This window comes from Sunxiuqinia rutila (assembly GCF_050589705.1).
Taxonomy (GTDB): Bacteria; Bacteroidota; Bacteroidia; order Bacteroidales; family Prolixibacteraceae; genus Sunxiuqinia; species Sunxiuqinia rutila.
The window spans coordinates 218,589-237,124 of record NZ_JBNGOT010000001.1; the positions used below are offsets into that span (position 1 = coordinate 218,589).

General features: G+C 44.4%; 15 protein-coding genes and 1 tRNA gene. 5 read left to right on the plus strand and 11 right to left on the minus strand.

Annotated features, from left to right (window positions below):
- Nucleotides 1-14: 14 nt before the first annotated feature.
- The 4 genes from porK to topA all read right to left on the minus strand — a co-directional run bounded on the left by porK (nucleotide 15) and on the right by topA (nucleotide 6,089).
- Nucleotides 15-1,352: a T9SS ring complex lipoprotein PorK/GldK gene (porK, locus tag ACRD6K_RS00855; RefSeq protein ID WP_299578343.1), complete on the minus strand. Its 1,338-nt coding sequence runs from the start codon at nucleotides 1,350-1,352 to the stop codon at nucleotides 15-17.
- Between the two features lie 30 nt (nucleotides 1,353-1,382).
- A complete protein-coding gene (locus tag ACRD6K_RS00860; protein ID WP_430971682.1) occupies nucleotides 1,383-2,327 on the minus strand; it encodes a PorP/SprF family type IX secretion system membrane protein in 945 nt (314 codons plus the stop codon).
- 106 nt (nucleotides 2,328-2,433) lie between these two features.
- The gene (locus tag ACRD6K_RS00865) at nucleotides 2,434-3,600 is read right to left on the minus strand and encodes a formimidoylglutamase (protein ID WP_430971683.1); all 1,167 of its coding nucleotides are present in this window, start codon (nucleotides 3,598-3,600) and stop codon (nucleotides 2,434-2,436) included.
- Nucleotides 3,601-3,764: 164 nt separating this feature from the next.
- The gene (topA, locus tag ACRD6K_RS00870) at nucleotides 3,765-6,089 is read right to left on the minus strand and encodes a type I DNA topoisomerase (RefSeq protein WP_430971684.1); all 2,325 of its coding nucleotides are present in this window, start codon (nucleotides 6,087-6,089) and stop codon (nucleotides 3,765-3,767) included.
- A 301-nt stretch (nucleotides 6,090-6,390) separates the two neighbouring features.
- Here topA and ACRD6K_RS00875 point away from each other — a divergent pair, with 301 nt between their 5' ends.
- The gene (locus tag ACRD6K_RS00875) at nucleotides 6,391-8,733 is read left to right on the plus strand and encodes a transglycosylase domain-containing protein (protein WP_430971685.1); all 2,343 of its coding nucleotides are present in this window, start codon (nucleotides 6,391-6,393) and stop codon (nucleotides 8,731-8,733) included.
- Between the two features lie 126 nt (nucleotides 8,734-8,859).
- Here the strand turns inward: ACRD6K_RS00875 and ACRD6K_RS00880 are convergent, their stop codons facing one another.
- Together ACRD6K_RS00880 and ACRD6K_RS00885 are read right to left on the minus strand one after the other, a co-directional pair.
- Nucleotides 8,860-9,753 (minus strand): carbon-nitrogen hydrolase, encoded by an 894-nt coding sequence (locus ACRD6K_RS00880; RefSeq protein ID WP_430971686.1) that lies wholly within the window; start codon nucleotides 9,751-9,753, stop codon nucleotides 8,860-8,862.
- A 19-nt stretch (nucleotides 9,754-9,772) separates the two neighbouring features.
- Nucleotides 9,773-10,801: an agmatine deiminase family protein gene (locus tag ACRD6K_RS00885; RefSeq protein ID WP_430971687.1), complete on the minus strand. Its 1,029-nt coding sequence runs from the start codon at nucleotides 10,799-10,801 to the stop codon at nucleotides 9,773-9,775.
- Between the two features lie 251 nt (nucleotides 10,802-11,052).
- Between ACRD6K_RS00885 and ACRD6K_RS00890 the strand changes: the two genes are divergently transcribed.
- Nucleotides 11,053-11,625, plus strand: coding sequence for a DUF3332 domain-containing protein (locus ACRD6K_RS00890; protein ID WP_430971688.1), 573 nt, complete (start codon nucleotides 11,053-11,055; stop codon nucleotides 11,623-11,625).
- A gap of 82 nt (nucleotides 11,626-11,707) precedes the next feature.
- Here the strand turns inward: ACRD6K_RS00890 and ACRD6K_RS00895 are convergent, their stop codons facing one another.
- The 5 genes from ACRD6K_RS00895 to ACRD6K_RS00915 all read right to left on the minus strand — a co-directional run bounded on the left by ACRD6K_RS00895 (nucleotide 11,708) and on the right by ACRD6K_RS00915 (nucleotide 16,485).
- Nucleotides 11,708-12,745 (minus strand): DUF4837 family protein, encoded by a 1,038-nt coding sequence (locus ACRD6K_RS00895; protein WP_430971689.1) that lies wholly within the window; start codon nucleotides 12,743-12,745, stop codon nucleotides 11,708-11,710.
- A gap of 96 nt (nucleotides 12,746-12,841) precedes the next feature.
- Nucleotides 12,842-13,048 carry a twin-arginine translocase TatA/TatE family subunit gene (tatA, locus tag ACRD6K_RS00900; protein ID WP_299578334.1) on the minus strand — a complete coding sequence of 69 codons (207 nt, stop codon included), beginning with the start codon at nucleotides 13,046-13,048 and terminating at the stop codon, nucleotides 12,842-12,844.
- Between the two features lie 50 nt (nucleotides 13,049-13,098).
- Nucleotides 13,099-14,433: an RIP metalloprotease RseP gene (gene rseP / locus ACRD6K_RS00905; protein ID WP_299578333.1), complete on the minus strand. Its 1,335-nt coding sequence runs from the start codon at nucleotides 14,431-14,433 to the stop codon at nucleotides 13,099-13,101.
- Nucleotide 14,434: 1 nt separating this feature from the next.
- Nucleotides 14,435-15,613: a 1-deoxy-D-xylulose-5-phosphate reductoisomerase gene (locus ACRD6K_RS00910; protein ID WP_430971690.1), complete on the minus strand. Its 1,179-nt coding sequence runs from the start codon at nucleotides 15,611-15,613 to the stop codon at nucleotides 14,435-14,437.
- 8 nt (nucleotides 15,614-15,621) lie between these two features.
- Entirely contained in the window at nucleotides 15,622-16,485 is an 864-nt protein-coding gene (locus tag ACRD6K_RS00915) for a M23 family metallopeptidase (protein WP_430971691.1), read from the minus strand.
- Nucleotides 16,486-16,705: 220 nt separating this feature from the next.
- On the opposite strand from ACRD6K_RS00915, the gene ACRD6K_RS00920 reads away from it, so the two are divergent.
- The 3 genes from ACRD6K_RS00920 to ACRD6K_RS00930 all read left to right on the plus strand — a co-directional run bounded on the left by ACRD6K_RS00920 (nucleotide 16,706) and on the right by ACRD6K_RS00930 (nucleotide 18,515).
- Nucleotides 16,706-16,778, plus strand: a tRNA-Met gene (locus ACRD6K_RS00920).
- A 350-nt stretch (nucleotides 16,779-17,128) separates the two neighbouring features.
- Nucleotides 17,129-17,824 carry an energy transducer TonB gene (locus tag ACRD6K_RS00925; RefSeq protein WP_430971692.1) on the plus strand — a complete coding sequence of 232 codons (696 nt, stop codon included), beginning with the start codon at nucleotides 17,129-17,131 and terminating at the stop codon, nucleotides 17,822-17,824.
- A 217-nt stretch (nucleotides 17,825-18,041) separates the two neighbouring features.
- A complete protein-coding gene (locus tag ACRD6K_RS00930) occupies nucleotides 18,042-18,515 on the plus strand; it encodes a regulatory protein RecX (protein WP_430971693.1) in 474 nt (157 codons plus the stop codon).
- The last annotated feature ends 21 nt before the right edge of the window (nucleotides 18,516-18,536 follow it).

Consider the following 18,536-nt stretch of genomic DNA (forward strand, 5'->3'; position numbering starts at 1 on the left):
GAATTAAGGTTTGACTAAAATTCATTCCCAAAAGAGGATCTTACACAACGAAATCCTATATATGATTTAGCAGTATCTTGGTATTCAAAACTCCGCGTTGAAACTTGTAGAAATGCCGAAATGTCTTTCCAGGAACCTCCGCGGATAACTTTGCGTTTCATAACTGGTGCATCATTTGGGCGCGCATTGTACTCAAAGTTCGGATTGAAGTCATTGACGTACATGTAAGCTGACTCATCGAAAGCTGTAATGGTCCATTCGGCCACGTTACCAGCCATGTCGTAAAGGCCGAAATGGTTCGGCTCATAGTGGCCTACTCGTAAAGTAGCCAAACCATCATCTTCAACATAATTTCCCCGCAGTGGCTTAAAGTTGGCCAGGAATTTTCCTTTCTCGTTGCGGGTATAATAGCCACCCCATGGGTACATGGAAATTTCTTTATCTCCGCGGGCCGCATATTCCCATTCCACCTCTGTAGGCAAGCGGTAATCCTGAATCTCAGGCTCTCCGTGGCTGGTCAGGTAATCATTGTGCAGCTTGGTTCTCCAGTGGCAAAATGCTTTGGCTTGTTGCCAGGTTACCCCAACAACCGGGTAGTCATCAAATCCGGGATGCCAAAAGTATTTGGTCGTCCAGGGTTCGTTATAGGCATAGGTATAATCTCTGATCCAGACCAAGGTGTCGGGATAAACATTTGCTGTTTCGCTGAAAATAAACGAGGAGCGGTTTTCAATGGGGCGTTCTTCTCCGTTGGCGTCAATTACAGTACCTTCGTAGCTTTGGGTTTCATAGTTGTACCGGTTGGTTCCTTTGGCAGCCTGTTTATAGTCAATCCAATAGTAAGTATAGAAAAGCTTTCTGGAATCAATTTCTTTTTTCCCGAAGAAACGCTCATTGCTTGGAATGTACATTGGTTCAAGGGCATCCATGAAGTCCGGATTATCCCATTCCAGACGCTCATCCCAATTGATGCGCGGCGGATCGATGATATTGCCATCCCGGTCTTCACTAACCATAAATTCCGGATACTGTTCACCTACCAGTGTGCGGGCAATGGAATCACGAACCCAGTTGACAAACTGGCGATACTCATTGTTGGTAATTTCGGTGTCGTCCATCCAAAAAGCGTCGACAGAAACCGTTTTAGTGGGAGTCGAAGACCAGGTTGGATCCTGATCGTTAGGTCCAATATTGACGCTTCCACGGTTTATAAAGGTCATTCCGTATGGCGCTGGCTCAAACCACTTACCCCTTCCTTGAACACCGGTTAGCTCGCCATTGCCGGATTTGCCGCAACTGGACATAAGTAAAACAGTTGCGATGATTAAACCTTTCGAAAATATGTCTTTCATAACTACGCGTATTGCTTTCATAAGATTAGCTTACAAAAATCGGATACTTTTATATTTTTTTAATCTGCCCTTCCCAAAATCAACAGCATAACGCAGGTAAATTTCCTGCGATCCGTATCCATATCTCCCCAGAGCAGAGGTTGTGATATCATAGGCCAAGCCAATGTTTAAACCATTGAGCATTTCAATGCTAAGTAAAATGGCGATAGCATCATCTATACGATAACTTAATCCGCCTGAAAACCGTTCCTTGTAAACCAAACCAAGCGTGAAATCAACCTGCGTACTCCGGAGGTCTGATTTAGCAAATACGGCTGGTCGCAACTCAAATAACGGATTCGACAGGCTTATATTGTATCCCCCTGATAAATAGTAGTGTCGGGTGAAAAAAGTGTAAGCCCGATCTGCAAAATTGATTTTTGCTTCGTTTAAATGGGTTACCGAAATCCCCGCAAAATAATCATTTGATTTTAAAAATACACCAAAGCCAAGATCAAGGGCCAATTGGCTGGATTCTCCCTTGGGGATGAAGTCGTCAGATCCGGGAGCTGTGGTGTACCCGGTTTCTGGTATTGTCCAATCGCCATTGATGGCTTTGTTAAATATACCAAAGGAAGTACCAATACCGAGATCGCCGATACTGGTTGTTGTATGGTAAGCATAGTTCAAGTTTACGAAAACGTTTTTTTCATATCCCAGTTCATCACTGATGATATTTAGTCCTACCCCACTTGTTCCGCCAAATATGTTAGCAGTAGTTTCCACGCTGAATAACAGTGTTTTTGGAGCGCCATCAAACCCGCTCCATTGGTATCTGTTCAATATTAGTCCAGTTATTGCTTCATTACTTCCAGCGAATCCCGGGTTTACTGCTAATTGAGTTTCCCGATTGAAACTAAATTGGGGATCCTGCTGTCCGTATGCGGCTAAGTTAACGAATATTGATAAAAATAAAAAGTAAAATATTTTTTTCATAAACTGGCTGTTACTGCCGTTATTCTGAGCCAAAGTAAGTGAAAATAATAATTCTTTCAGATGTTTCTATTCGACGCGCTACCAAATTTTTCAACGAAATAAGAGATTATTTATTTTGCATTCGGTTTAATTTACGAATATTTTTCCACCAACGATCTGGTATTTCGTTTTGTGCAGCCAGACGATAATCATCTTCTGTGCAGGCAATGATATGTTCCCGGGTGTCTTCTTCGTCCGAGATTTTCATCCACCAGCGGCCTGTTTTTTGACTTTGATAAAATGTTAGTGGTAAGTCAATATCATCAATCTCGAGCAAGAACTCGTTAAATTCATCGGTTTTCTTGCTGGGTGTTTCTACTTTTCGGTAATAAGCCCCTTCCAGAAAATGCCAAACAACCTGGGCAAAAAGCTTGCTGCTCAGATCATCGTGATCCAGGCGAGGAACAAGGTTGAAAAATCCGGCAACTTTGAGTTGGTCGGCCATGCCGGCATAATGGCCAATCTGGCAGGCTTCTTCTGCATACAGACCATTGGGCGAACCAAAATATTGAGCGGGTGCTTCCAGCAAACGAATGGCGTTAATGTCAAAACTTAAAACATCCGCATCGCGCATATAGGGTTCGATGTTGGACATGTCGTATCGAATTTCTCCGAGTCGTTTTAGTTCAGAGCCTAACTCGTGGCTGTAATCCAACTCCAAGCTATCAACAAAATAATTTTGGTAGCCTAAAATAGTTTGCGCATACAGGTTGGGCTGTCTTTCAATAATGAAGTTCAGGTAGGTCTCTGAATTGATGGATTTAATTCCTTTTTTGAAGTCAAACTTGGGGTCGATGTTGACCAGGTTAAATGGATTGGCTTCAAAGGCTTTGGTAATCCCAAATGTCAGATCCTGGCTGCCTCCAAGCAAAACAACTGTTTTGCCTTGCTCGACCAGGTTGCTACAAACGTCGCGAAGAGCATAGTAGCTGTCGTTGACAGTTTTGCCGATCCGGATGTTCCCCAGATCCAGAATTTTAAACCGGGGCGATATACGGTTCAAGTTGTAGAGGTGTTGGCGAATTTTATTGGGCGCTTTTGCACTTCCTTTTACCACGGCATTTCGGTCTTCTTCCATGCCAAGCAGAACAATATCGGCTTTCTCCAATGGGAGCTTCGTTTGATTTTTTTCAAGAAGTTTCCCCAGGCTGAACTTGGATTGCACCCATGATGCCGGCTTCCATTTTGAAAAATCAACCGGTTTCAGATAAAGCTTGATATTGGTCTCACTCATATTTTCTACTGTAATTTTTTGCGCCCGTGTACTCTATGTGCTCTGGTCTGATTGCTATTTGCCGTCTGGAGCTGTAAACTAGGCCGACTCATACAATCATTCTTTTTCAGACAATGAAAATAAATAAAAAAGGCAAACATGAAAATGTTTGCCTTAAGTTGATATTATTTTTTCTTTTTTCGCTTGGGCTTGGGGCCTTCTTCTATAATTTTCATACAGTCTTCAAGGCTTAGCTTTTCGGCCTCCGTATCCTTCGGGATCTTGTAGTTTTTCTTCTTGAATGAAATGTAAGGTCCCCACCGGCCATTCAGAATGCGCAACTCGGGCTCCTCATCAAAGACTTTGATCAGTGCTTTCCGATCCTTTTCGCGTTTGGCCTCAATCAGCTCAATGGCCCGGTCAAGTTCAATGGTATATGGATCATCCACATTCTTCTCAAGCGAAACAAATTTGTTGTCGTGGCGCACATAAGGGCCAAAGCGGCCAATGGCTACGGACACTTTTTTCTCTTCGTATTCACCCAAATCACGGGGAAGTTTAAACAGGTCTAAGGCTTCTTCCAAAGTGATGGTTTCCAGATGCTGGCCTGTTCGAAGAGACGCAAACTGTGGTTTTTCACCTTCTTCGGTGGTTTCGCCCAACTGGGCCAAAGGACCGTAGCGTCCAATTTTAACGGACACCGGCTTGCCAGTTTTGGGGTCATCTCCTAAAATGCGCTCGCCATTGGTGCGTTCAGAAAATTCCAAAGCATTTTCAACACTTTTATGGAAGGGCTTATAGAACTGATCAATCACTTCATTCCAAATGCGTTTCCCATCAGCAACTTCATCAAATTCAACCTCTACGTTTGCCGTGAAGCGTAAGTCCATGATTTGAGTAAAGTACTTGATTAAGAAATCATTCACCACCATGCCAATGTCTGTTGGGAAAAGTTTGGAACGTTCGGCACCGGTAATTTCTGTTTTAACAGTTTCTTTCAATTCATTATTCGCCAGGCTCATATGAATGAATTGGCGTTCCACTCCCGGACGATCTTCTTTGACCACATAGCCCCGATTTTGTACCGTTGTAATGGTGGGGGCGTAGGTTGACGGACGGCCGATGCCTTGTTCTTCCAGTTTTTTCACCAGACTGGCCTCGGTGTAGCGCGGTGGCTTTTGAGTGAATCGTTGAGTGGCTTCAATTGTTTCAGCACGTAAAACCTGCTTTTCTTTTACCGGAGGAAGCAAGCTGGCCGCTTCGTCTCCCTCGTCTTCGTTATCGGTCGATTCGAGGTAAACGCGCAGAAAACCATCAAATTTGATGACTTCTCCGGTAGCCTGAAACAGCTCGGGACTGTTTGAAACCGCAATGTTGATGGTTGTACGCTCTAATTCGGCATCAGCCATTTGCGAGGCGATGGTACGTTTCCAAATCAGTTCGTAAAGTCGTTTTTCCTGGTTTGAACCACTTACTTCTTCCTGATCAATATAGGTTGGACGGATAGCTTCGTGAGCTTCTTGTGCTCCTTTCGACTTGGTTTTGTACTGACGTACTTTATGGTATTTCTCACCCAGCGTTTGGATGATTTTTTCTTTGGCTGTGTTTACGGCCAGCGATGAAAGGTTTACCGAATCGGTACGCATGTAGGTAATCTTACCTGCTTCGTAAAGCTTTTGGGCAACCGACATGGTTTGCGACACGGAGAAACCAAGCTTGCGGCTGGCTTCCTGTTGCAAGGTTGATGTGGTAAACGGGGCCGCCGGGGTACGTTTCGCCGGTTTGGTTACGATATCAGCAATGTTGAATTCGGCTGTTTTGCATTTTTCCAGAAAAGCATGGGCTTCTTCTTTTGTTTCGAAGCGCTTTTTCAGGTCGGCCTTTAATTCAACGACATTGCCGTTTTTGTCGGGGACGAGGAAAACGGCTGTGATTCGAAAGTTGGAATTACTTTCGAAATTGATGATTTCACGTTCGCGCTCGACAATTAATCGAACGGCTACAGATTGTACTCTTCCGGCTGAAAGTGAGGGTTTAACCTTTTTCCAGAGCACGGGAGATACTTCAAATCCTACAATGCGATCAAGAACCCGACGTGCCTGCTGGGCATTCACCAGGTTTTCGTCAATTGGGCGTGGATTCGCAATTGCTTTCAGTATTGCTTCTTTGGTAATCTCATGAAAAACAATCCGCCGCGTTTTTTCAGGTTTTAGCTTCAGTACTTCTTTCAAGTGCCAGGCAATGGCTTCCCCCTCGCGGTCCTCATCGGATGCGATCCAAACCATCTTGGCTTCCTTGGCTAATTTCTTAAGCTCCGTAACGATTTTCTTCTTATCAGGCGAAACAATGTATTTGGGTTGATAATTGTTCTCCATATCAATCCCAAAGTCTTTTTTCTCGAGGTCTCTGATATGCCCCATGCTTGATGTTACAAAATAATCTTTCCCTAAAAATCGTTCGATTGTTTTGGCTTTTGCCGGGGACTCGACGATAACCAGATTCTCGTGCATAAAAACCTCCTGTTTTCTAAAAATTTCTGCAAATAAAAGAAAATGCTTGACCATCTTCAAATTTTACTCCAATATTTTTGGTTTCATATTTGTTTGATAATGATTATTTTATTGTGTCTTTGTGCTCATTGATAGCTTGCTGAGTCGAAATCGGACAGGGGGAAGTGGGGAATCATTTCCGGCTTGCTTTTTTTGTTTAATGTTGTGAAGGCGAACTTTTAAGTGCAGCCTGTTTTCTGCTGTAAAAAATAATATTCTTATTCCTTTCGTTATATTTGCCGCAAACTTTTTATTGCATCGCATGGAAAAGAAAAAAAATAATTTCAAGAAATATTCTTACCTGTTTTGGTCTCTTTATTTTACTGGAGTACTGGCGGTAGTTGCGTTTTTCTTTTTTATCGCTAAAGGTAAACTGGGCGAAATGCCAACCTTCAGTGAGCTGGAAAACCCGCAAAGCCTATTGGCTTCCGATGTTATTTCGCGCGACCATGTGGTTATGGGCCGTTACTTTCGGGAAAACCGGAGCTATGTGGCTTACGAAAAATTGCCCCAGGAGCTCATCGATGCCTTGATTGCAACCGAAGATGTCCGGTTTTACAGTCACTCCGGAATTGATCTGCGTGGCTTGCTGCGTGTGGTAAAAGGAGTGGTGATGGGCGATAAAAGCTCAGGTGGTGGAAGTACGATCACTCAGCAATTGGCTAAAATGTTATTCCCGCGACAGGAGTTTGAGAATAATTTGCAGTTGGTCTTTCGCAAGTTTAAAGAGTGGGTAATTGCCGTTAAACTGGAGCGAAGCTATACCAAAGAGGAAATTATTACCATGTATTTAAATAAGTACGATTTCCTGAATTTGGCCGTGGGGGTTAAATCAGCTTCGCGTATTTATTTTAATATAGAGCCTGATTCCTTGCAGTTGCATCAGGCGGCTATGTTTGTCGGCATGGCAAAGAACTCATCACTGTACAACCCGGTTCGTCGTCCGGAGTTGACCAAACAGCGCCGCAACGTGGTACTGGAGCAGATGAAGAAATATGGCTATATCAACCAGCACACTTATGATTCGGTGCGAGTGATGCCCCTTGGACTGGATTTTCAAAAAGAAGATTTTAAGCGTGGCCTGGCTCCTTACTTTCGGGAGTACCTACGGATTACCATGGGGGCTTCTAAGCCTGAGCGGAGTAAGTACGCTTCGTGGCAGCAGGTTAAATTTGAAGAAGACTCGGTGGAGTGGGCTACAAACCCTTTGTTTGGCTGGTGTAAAAAGAATTTTAAACCTGATGGCACCAACTATGATCTCTACGAAGATGGCTTAAAAATATACACTACCATTGACTCGCGCATGCAGAAATATGCCGAAGAGGCAGTTGAGGATCACTTAAAACTGGACTTGCAGCCTGATTTTAACAGGCACTTAAAGCGGCTAGAAAATCCACCTTTTTCGGGCGATATGAGTGATGAAGATGTAGACGGTTTGCTGAACCGGGCCATCCGTCAGAGTGAGCGCTACCGGGTGTTGCGTCTTCAGGGAAAAAACTTCAAGCAAATTCGGAAAATTTTTGAGGAGCCAACAGAAATGGAGGTCTTTACCTGGAAGGGCGACCGGGATACTATTATGACTCCTTTGGATTCAATCAGGCATTACCTGGGGTACATCCGCTCTTCATTTATGAGCATGGACCTGGCAACGGGCCAGGTACGGGCTTATGTCGGAGGTCCTAACTATAAGCACTTCATGTATGATATGGTTAAAGGGGGTAAGCGCCAAGTGGGTTCTACCGTGAAACCCTTCCTCTATACTTTGGCTATGCAGAATGGTTTATCGCCTTGCACCAAGGTGCCCAATGTGCGGCAGCAGTTTGTGATGCCTGATGGAACCATTTGGGAAGCAAAAAACTCGGGACGTGCCCGCGAAGGGGAGATGGTTACCCTGAAATGGGGACTGGCCAACTCCGTGAACCAGATTTCTGCCTGGGTGATGAAACAGTTTAATCCACAGTCGGTGGTCGACGTTATGCATAAAATGGGTATTTACAGTTACGTTGATCCGGTTCCATCCATGTTCCTCGGGACTTCAGATATCACCTTGTATGAAATGGTGGGAGCTTATGGAACCTTTGCCAATAAGGGCGTATTTACGCAGCCTATTTTTGTTACGCATATTGAAGATAAGCATGGTAATGTGATTGCCCGTTTCCGACCCGAACGTCATGATGCCATTGATGAGCAAACGGCCTACCTGATGATCAATTTGCTGCGCGGTGTAGTTGACAGAGGGTCCGGAGGAAGGGTGCGTTGGCATCCGGTTTATGGTCAGATTAAAGGACCGGTTGCCGGAAAAACCGGAACGACGCAAAACCATTCCGATGGGTGGTTTATGGGAATAACTCCCCAGTTGGTGGGCGGTGTGTGGACCGGCGCTGACCTTCGGAGTATTCACTTTGATGACATTCGCACAGGACAGGGCGCGAATATGGCTTTGCCGATTTGGGGACGGTTTATGCGTAAGGTGTATGCCGATAAGACCCTGGAATATACGCCGGATCATGAGTTTGAAAAGCCCATGAACTTTATTATGAATCTGGACTGTGACGAGGAAAATGATGTTCAGCAGAAACCGGCTGAGTTCGAAGATTTCTTTTAAACTTTTGAAAGAGATGGGGATGCCAGTTGAGCGGCGGAGGCTCGCCCATGAAGTTGAAAAAGATAGCCTGAAATAGTAAAAACCTGCGCCTATGGTCAGCCATTAGCGCAGGTTTTTTTATGGTTTTTAGTCGTTTAAAAAGCGTTTGGTAATGTCGCTGTAGCTTCCAATCCGTCGGTCTCGGAAGAAGGGCCAAATCCGGCGTACATCTTCTGAACGGGTTAAGTCAACCTCCACCAGCAAGTTTTGTTCCTGATTGGTGGATGCCTGTTCCAGAAATTCTCCCTGAGGGCCACATACAAAACTGTTTCCCCAAAACTGAATCCCTTCGGAAAGCGCTGACGGATCAGCTTCATGTCCCACCCGGTTGACGCTGATAACAGGCACACCGTTGGCTACAGCATGCGAGCGCTGGATGGTGATCCAGGCATGGCGCTGACGTTCTTGTTCTGCTTGGTCATCACGCGGATCCCAGCCAATGGCTGTGGGGTAAATCAGAAGTTCAGCTCCGGCCATGGCCATCAGGCGCGCTGCTTCGGGATACCACTGATCCCAGCAAACCAGTACACCGAGTTTGCCCACCGATGTTTGAATGGGTTGAAAACCAAGGTCGCCGGGTGTAAAGTAAAATTTTTCGTAGAAACCCGGATCATCCGGAATATGCATCTTGCGGTATCTTCCGGCCATGCTGCCATCGGGTTCAAACACCACAGCGGTGTTGTGGTAAAGGCCACTGGCCCGTTTTTCAAACAGCGAAGTTACCAGTACCAGGTTGTGTTTTTTGGCCAATTCGCCATAAAATGTTGTCGATGGTCCGGGAATGGGTTCAGCCAGGTCAAACACATCAACATCTTCGGTTTGGCAAAAATAGAGACTGTTATGTAGTTCCTGCAGAACCACCAGTTTGGCGCCTTGCTCGGCACATTGGGCAATGTTGGCGGCCAGCTTTTGCATGTTCTGCTCTGTGTTTTCGGTATTGCTTTGTTGGATCAGGCCAACGGTTAATTTATTTGTTGTCATGCTTGTTCATTTATGTAATTTACAAAACACCTTCAGGAAATTGCATGCTGATGCAATGAATAGAGCCATGCTGCTTGATTAGCGGACGGCTGTTGATGGGAATAATTTCCAGGTTTGGAAAGAGTTGTTTCATCACTTCCAGTGCTTCTGCATCTTGTTTTACGTCATAAACAGGAAGTAGAACAGCCTTGTTCAAAATCAGGAAATTGGCATAGGTGGCAGGCAAACGTTCACCGTCCTCATCAAAAACAGCATCAGGGAAAGGCAGCGCAACCAGATTAAACGGGTTGCCGTTCAAGTCGGTTAGCTCCTTCAATTCTACTTCCATTTTCTGTAAGGCATCAAAATGCGGGTCATCTGCTGCCGGGGGTTGTACGTAGGCAATGGTGTCAGCACTGCAGAAGCGGGCCAGCGTATCAATGTGGCTGTCGGTGTCATCGCCTTTCAGAAAGCCATGATTTAGCCACAGAATTTTTTCAGCATGCAAGGTTTTTTTGAGGAAAAACTCAATGGCTGTTTGACTCAGATGCTCGTTTCGGTTTTTCGAAAGCAGGCATTCGCTGGTCGTTAAAATACAGCCTTCGCCGTTGCTTTCAATGGCTCCGCCTTCCAGAGTAAAGTAGGACAAATCCTGTGTCGAGACCTCTTGGGCGAAAGTTTGCTGGCGAATGAGCATGGGAGTGATCTGATTATCGTAATTTGCGGCAAACTTCATTCCCCACCCATTAAACCGAAAGTTTAGCAAGGTGGGTTTCCCCTCATCGAAGATTGTAATGGCAGCATGGTCGCGGGCCCAAGTGTCATTCACAGGCATTTCGCGAATGATAAGCCGGTCATTCTCTTCTTGCAGAAAGGACGGCAGTTTGCTTTTGACTCGGCAGACAACCAGCAGCTTTTCGCGAGCTAATATCTCTTTGGCAATTCGCTCGTACACCGGAATGACCTCATCCAACATATAAGCCCAGTCGGTGTGTTCGTCTGGCCAGGTGAGTTGAACACCACTTTGTTGGTGCCACTCGGCAGGGAAAAAGGACGTTTGTTGTTTCATCTGATATATTTGGCTGCTTGCGGCGATTTTTTTCGGTTAAAGGAAGTCATTTCCCGAATTTTTTTCTTCTAAAAAGAAAAAAAATGATTTCGGTGACGTCCTTGGAAAAGAAATAGATACGCCTTATTTTTAAAAAGGTAAAAATAGAATAAAAAGATTGATGTGAAACAAATCGGTTATTCGTTGTTTTTATATGCTAAATTAGGGATTATGTCGTTTAGTTGAATATTATAAATTTTAATTAATAGGTTATGAAAAAAATGAAGAAGACTTCTTTTGTTGTGCTGTTGTCAGCCGTAATGATGTTGAGTAGTTGTATCGGTAGTTTTAACTTGACACGCAGTGTTTATGATTGGAACAAATCTGTTGGTGATAAATTTGTCAATGAGTTGGTGTTTTTGGCGTTGAACATTGTTCCTGTTTACGGAATCTCTGTTTTTGTTGATGCGGTGGTGTTGAACTCGATTGAGTTTTGGACCAATGAAAATCCGATGGCAATGAAAGAGGGCGATAAAAGTGAAAAGATTGTTGAAATTGATGGAAAATCGTATCAGTTGACTTCTGAGAAATACAAGATGACCATTCAGGAGTTGGGCGAAAACAACGAAAAAACAGAATTGGTTTACCGTGATGAGGACCAAAGCTGGTATATGAAAAAAGGAAACAAATACCAAAAGCTGGTTGAAGTTGAGTTAGGCGAAACAGCTGAAGAAACGGCTTACAAAGTTGTTCTTCCTGAGGGTGAAATGACGATTCAAAGTGGCTTCGATCGTTTGGCATTGAAAGACGGTCTGGACTTTGCACGCCAGGTTGCGCTTCAGTAATCAGAAACTTCGTGCAATAAATAAATAAAAAATGGGATTGTAGTCGACTACAATCCCATTTTTTATTTCGTTTTATACAGGGCTAATTGCCCATTTTAATCTGGCTATTGATCTTGTCATTCTTTTTCTGATAAGGCAGCTCCAACGAGAGAATCATTGCTTCTACCTGGCGCAGCAGGTTTCGCTTGTCAAATCGGGGAGCATAAACAAAACCGTCCAGCATTACAATGCGGTTGTTGGCAGCATCCAATACCGAAAGGTTGACATAAGGGCCACCCATGAAATCACCTTCTACGCGCCAAAGGCCACGCATCTCGGCCGCATAGTTTTTTCTCAGCTCAAATACATTGAATACCGGCTCTACCTGGTGCTCGGTAGTCATGTAGCTGCCTTCCGTTGGGCCTGGCACTTGGGCCTTCAGTAGCGAATCGCGCTTGTTTAAAAGGTAGTTTGCCGTAAAGGTACTATCGGAAGTGTAGGGAAAGGTATGAATAATAATTCCTTGGCTGATGTCGGGTGTTTCGTAGCGAATCCAGGCAAAATCATCGGTTTGTTTGCTGACTTTGAATCCCGGCGGAACGTTGAGTTCAATCTTAAACTTGTCGCGAATGGTGTTTTTAGTGGCTACGTCGTGGTAGTTTTTGTAGTTCATTTGTAGCCGGTCGCGTTCAGCTCTTAGCATGTAGCCTACAATCCGGTCTGAATTTTGGTCAAACAGGCTGTTGAATTCTTCGGTCGATTTTGCATAGATGTTGACCACAGACTGCGGCCAGGCCCAAATGTCTTTCTTGAATTCAACCCTGGAACTGTCGACTGAATTTGAGATTTTCAGTCGGATGATGTTTCGGCTTGTTCGGAAGATTTCCTTGAAAGCGGAGGGTGGAACATTAATCAGGTCAAAAATGGGTTCGTCCTGCGGCAGGCCCAATTGAGGCTGAGCCATTACTTCGCGGAAGCGTTTCCCGGTGGCTCCTTCCCAGGTAGCATCGGGAACTACAACAACCAATTCGCCGGCTTTTCCGGTAATTTTTTTACGCATGTTGGTGTTGCTGTCCTGGCACGAGCTCAGTGCAAAAAGCAGAGCAACCAACATTAAGCTTGAAGTCAGTATTTGTTTCATAATTTAAGGAGATCTGGTTTGTGATGTATGAATAACAAAAATCCTACCACAAAAAAACCCGCCTTGTGGACGGGGTTTTGGTTCAAGCTAAACTGATTATTTATTAATTTTTTCAGTGTCTTTTTTTTCACTTGGTTGATCGTCATCATCTTCGTTGGTGGCTTTCTTGAATTCCTTCATTCCTTTTCCCAATCCCTTCATCAGCTCAGGAATTTTACGCCCGCCAAACAAGAGTAGTACAATGACTAATATGATGATGATCTCTTGTGGGCCAAACATGCCGCAAATAATCGATAAGTACATAGTCCAAAGTTTAATGGTTTCTACAAAAATAGAAAAAAATTAATCGCTTCTTAAGTAAAAAGCTTGATAATATCGTTTGCATTCGCATAAAGTACCAAGGTAAGCAGAATAATCATCCCGCTGATTTGTGCGTACTCTAAGAATTTTTCTCCTGGTTTACGGCCCGAAACAATCTCATAAAGCAGGAAGGTGACGTGACCACCATCCAATGCCGGGATTGGAAGCAGGTTCATGACTGCCAAAATAATGGACAGGAAGGCCGTCATACTCCAAAAAGAATACCAGTCCCATGCCCCCGGGAAGATGTTTCCAATGGCAATGAATCCACCCAGCGATTCGTAGGCTTTCGTTTTGGGAGAGAAGATCAGTTTAAACTGCTTCAGGTAATCTTTAATGGTAGATATTCCCCGGTTGATACCGGCCGGGATCGACTCCCAAAAGCCGTATTCAATGGTTTCGAACTGGAGGTAATCGTATGCTTCTTTTTGCGGTTTTGCCTGAAAACCGGTGATCCCATCTTCGGGAACATTCACCGGAAGACTCAAGGCCTGTCCATTGCGAAGCACATTCAATTCAATGGTTTCGTTTTTATGTGCTTTGATATAGCTTAAAAATTCATCGTAAAACTGAAAGCTTTTACCATCAACGCCTTCAAAAACGTCTCCGGCCATCAGCCCGGCTGCTTCTGCCGGATAATCTTTTTCAACTTTGGCCACTTCCACATGAAAGTACCCACGAGGATTCATCACGCTGCGGCTCTTAATGAGCAGGGCAAGGTCTTCGTCCGAAACCTCTACATTCACTTCTTTGCCATCGCGCAACACCTGAATGGAATGGGCATTGTCCAGAATGACGGTCGGAATAATTTTATTAAACTCGCTAATGTATTCCTGATCGACCGACAACACTTTATCGCCGTTTTGCAGCCCAATTTGTTCGCCGGTTTCCGAAACCATGATTCCAATGGTCGCATTCTCAGTTGGTAAATACTGGGTTCCCCAGAAATACAATACGCCGGCGTATATCACGAAGGCAAAAATGAAGTTCATCATTACCCCGCCAAGCATAATCAGCAAGCGCTGGTAAGCCTTCTTGGAACGGAACTCATGGGGTTGTGGAGGCAGTTGCATGGCCTCTTTGTCCATGGATTCATCAATCATACCCGAGATTTTTACATAGCCTCCCAGTGGCAACCAGCCAATTCCGTATTCTGTTTCGCCGCGCTTGGTTTTGAACAGGGCAAACCAAGGGTCAAAAAACAGGTAAAACTTTTCGACCCGGGTTTTAAAAAGCCGGGCAAAGGCAAAGTGTCCGAACTCGTGGAGCACGACTAATATGGATAAGCTGAGAATTAATTGAGCTGCTTTTATAATTACTTGTTCCATGCTATTTTATCGTCTTAATTTTACTTCGTTGTTTAATTAATGAAGTTGTTAACAATCGGGTCTCTTTATCGGTTTGAATATAATCGTCCAAAACCGGATTTTTTAGGTTTGTTACTTTTTGCATGCTTTCTTCAATGAGGGCGGGCATGTCGACAAATCGAATTTTTTCTTTCAAAAATGCCTGAACGACCACTTCATTGGCTGCATTCAGAATGCAGGGAAGGTTACCTCCCTTTTCCAAAGCTTCAAAAGCGAGTGCAAGGTTACGAAATTTTTTTGTATTCGGTTGTTCAAAGCTTAGCGTTGGATAGTCCAGGAAGTTGAACCGTGCAAAGTTAGACGGTAACCGCTGCGGGAAATTCAGCGCATACTGAATGGGTAATTTCATGTCCGGAAGTCCCATTTGGGCCTTCATCGATCCGTCACGAAACTGAACAATGGAGTGGATAATGCTTTGCGGGTGGACAATCACATCAATCTGCGATGCTTTCAGGTCGAACAACCACTTGGCTTCAATTACTTCAAAGCCTTTATTCATCATGCTGGCCGAGTCGATGGTGATTTTAGCACCCATTTCCCAGTTGGGATGTTTCAGGGCATCCTCGCGAGTTACTTTCTCCAGCTGTGTTTCTGTCAGGTTTCTGAAAGGCCCTCCGGAAGCTGTGAGGTAAATCTTTTCGATTTCATTCATGTGCTCTCCGGCCAAACACTGGAAAATGGCGGAGTGTTCGGAGTCAACGGGGTAAATGTTGACTTTGTTCTGAACGGCTTTGCGCATGATAATTTCGCCGGCAACCACCAGGGTTTCCTTGTTGGCCAGGGCAATGTGCTTCCCGGCTTCGATGGCCCGGATGGTCGGAATTAAGCCTGAATAGCCCACCATGGCAGTAACTACCACGTCAACCGTTTCAAGCTGAACAACCTGTTCCAGCGCTTCCTTGCCTGCAAAAATTTTAATGGGCTCATCTTTCAGCGCCTCTACCAGCGTATTGTAGCGGCAATGGTTGGCTACCACCACCATGTTGGGCTGAAACTGTTTGGCCTGCTGAACCAAAAGGTCGATGTTGTTATTGGCCGTAAGTACTTCCACCTCGAAATGATCGGGGTTTTGGGCAATTACTTCCAGTGTTTGCGTACCTATTGATCCGGTAGACCCAAGAATGGCTATTCGTTTTTTCATAGCAAATTTTAAAAATCAATGTATTTCTCCGGATCAAGCGCAATTCCCTGGTGCCACAGTTCAAAGTGCAGATGCGGGCCGGTTGTCAGCTCTCCTGTGTTTCCCATGATGGCAATTGCTTCGCCGGCTTTCACCTTGTCGTTTACTTTTTTTAGCAACTCGGCATTATGTTTATACACCGAAACTAAATCGTGCTCATGTTGCAGGTAAATGATGTAGCCGGTATCAACGGTCCATCCGGCAAAAATTACCGTTCCGTCCATAACCGAAGAAATCCGGGAGTTGGGTAAACCTACCACATCAATCGCAACATGGTCATTTTGTTGGTCAAACCGGTTGGTGATAACACCTTTTAGCGGACTGAAAAAATGAAGGCTGGCAATGTTGGTCGGCTTCGAATTTTCTTGCTGAATGGAAAGACTGAGTTGCTCTTCCAGTATTTTTTGTTTGAAAATGGAGTCGTGGTTGTAATGATTAATCTCAATCTGATTGGATGGAATGGTGGTGTCTGCAATATAATCCGGGTCGTGCGGAACTTCGCCTTCAATTAGCAAACGAATTTTTTCAAAATAATTATCCCGAATTTGAAGTTGCTCTTCCAGCGAATCAACAAGCGTGGCGTTATGGACAATCATTTGCCGAACTTCGGCTGACGGATAACCCGGAATAAATTCGCGGATGGGAGTGTAGGCAATAATCACAACGGTCAGCAATATCAGAATTAAGCTCCCAAAGCCTGCTAAGGTAAACACCTTGATCCGGGTAAGTTGCATGCTCCAAACCGTTTGGTAGGTTGAATCGTTGTAAATGATCAACCGGTAGCGGTTTTTGAGCTTTTCAATTAATTTTTTCTTCCTTTTCTTTGTAACCATTGTAAGATTTTGGGAGCAACAAAATTAGCAACAATTCGATGAATGCCTATTGAAGCGCATTTAAATTAATACTTTTTAACGGATTTAAAGATGGTGAAAAAATAAAAAAGTGAAGAATGTTTTGTTATTTCAAAAACATGCTCTATATTTGCAACCGCATTTGAGGAAGTAATTACCGAGAATGTACGTTCAAAACAGACAAAAAACATTCAAAATATATTGCGGGATGGAGCAGTTGGTAGCTCGTTGGGCTCATAACCCAAAGGTCGTCAGTTCGAGTCTGGCTCCCGCTACACCGAAAGGAGAATCAAGAAATTGGTTCTCCTTTTTTTATGCACTTTTCTTTGCTCTTCAAGCTTGTTTTGTTCAAGCTTACTGCTTCCCTTTTCATGGACTGCCGGGCATGGTATTGTCTTCCTTTTTAACTCCATTGTTTGCTTCTGATTCTGTTTTCTCTTAATTAGAACCAAGCTTCATTTGTGTTCGTATATATTATTGAAAGTTTGTTGTTCCCCGAAGGCCTAAAGCCTGGTGTCATGAACCGTGTTCATTTCCTTCCTTGGTGAAGGATGCACTAGCCTCTTCCGCTTAAGTTACTCTTTACATGTTTCGATTTTATGATTGCAAATAAAAACCAAAAGTTATGGAAATCAAGAAATATCCATCTTGTGATTTGAATTGTTATCGGAATTTGTTGATTGAGATCGGCTTGGTCATCGCTCTGGGGATTGTGTTGCTTGCTTTTGAGTTTAAAACCAATGTTACGAAAGCTGAGTTTACAGGAACCTTAGCGGTGCAGGAAGTTGAAACCGAAATTATTCCGATAACCAGGCAGGAAGCCGTGAAGCCGCCTGAACCACCACCTCCGCCCAAGGTTGTGGAAGTGCTTAATATTGTCGCCAACGATGTTGAGATTGAAGATGAATTGGAAATTATGGACAGTGAAGCGGATGAGGAGACAGAGATTGATGTCAGTCCGATTGTTGTTGATTATGCGCAAGAGGAACGCGAAAAGGAAGAGGAGCAGGTGTTTTACATTGTCGAAGAGATGCCGGAGTTTCCGGGTGGCGAACTGGCCTTGCGTAAATACATTGCCGATGCCATTAAATATCCGGTTGTTGCTCAGGAAAATGGCGTTCAGGGCAAAGTGTATGTGTCATTTGTTGTGGGCAAAGATGGTCGGGTGACTAATGCCAAAATCATCCGAAGTGTTGACCCGGCGCTGGATAAGGAAGCTTTACGCGTTGTAAACAGCCTACCGGTTTGGAAGCCGGGCAAACAGCGCGGCGAGCCTGTAAAAGTGGCTTTCAGCGTACCCATTAGCTTTGTGTTGCAATAGCCGAAATTGGACGCGAAGCCACGATGAAATCAGGACTTACCTTGGGTGAGTCCTGATTTTTTTATTTGCTGGCTGCATGGAATCGATTCGTCCAACAGATTCCCTATCTTTGAATTTTTACAGAAATCCCTGGCTTGATCAACACGTTGCAAAGGCGTTAAGCTTGAGGAGGTTTGACCGAAAGTAACAGAAAAGGAATTGCATAAAGAAAAGAACGATGGCGCTGAATCAGCAACAAAAAGAAGCCTGGCACCGGGCAGCGGCTCTTTGCAGCCGCGCGGAAAAATGCTCGGGCGATATCCGCAAGAAACTACAGGATTGGGGGCTCGAAATGGACGAAACAACAGAAATCATCCATTTATTGATTGAGGAAAAATACATCGATGATGAGCGTTTTGCCCGAAGTTTTGTGAAGGATAAATTTCGCTTTAATCGATGGGGAAGGGTGAAGATCAGCTTTCAGCTACGGGCCAAGCAGGTGGATGCCGGAATAATTGAAGCGGCTCTGGAGGAGATTGACGAAGCGGCCTACCAGGAGCAGCTCTTGGATTTGTTGAGGGAAAAGAACAAATATGTTAAGGCTGCGACCGATTACGACCGGAAAGCCAAATTGATTCGTTTTGCACAGGGCCGGGGCTTTGAGCCGGATTTTATTTTTCCGGCAGTGGACCATTTGTTAAGGGAAAGCTAAACCAAAAGACTGGCTGGTCCG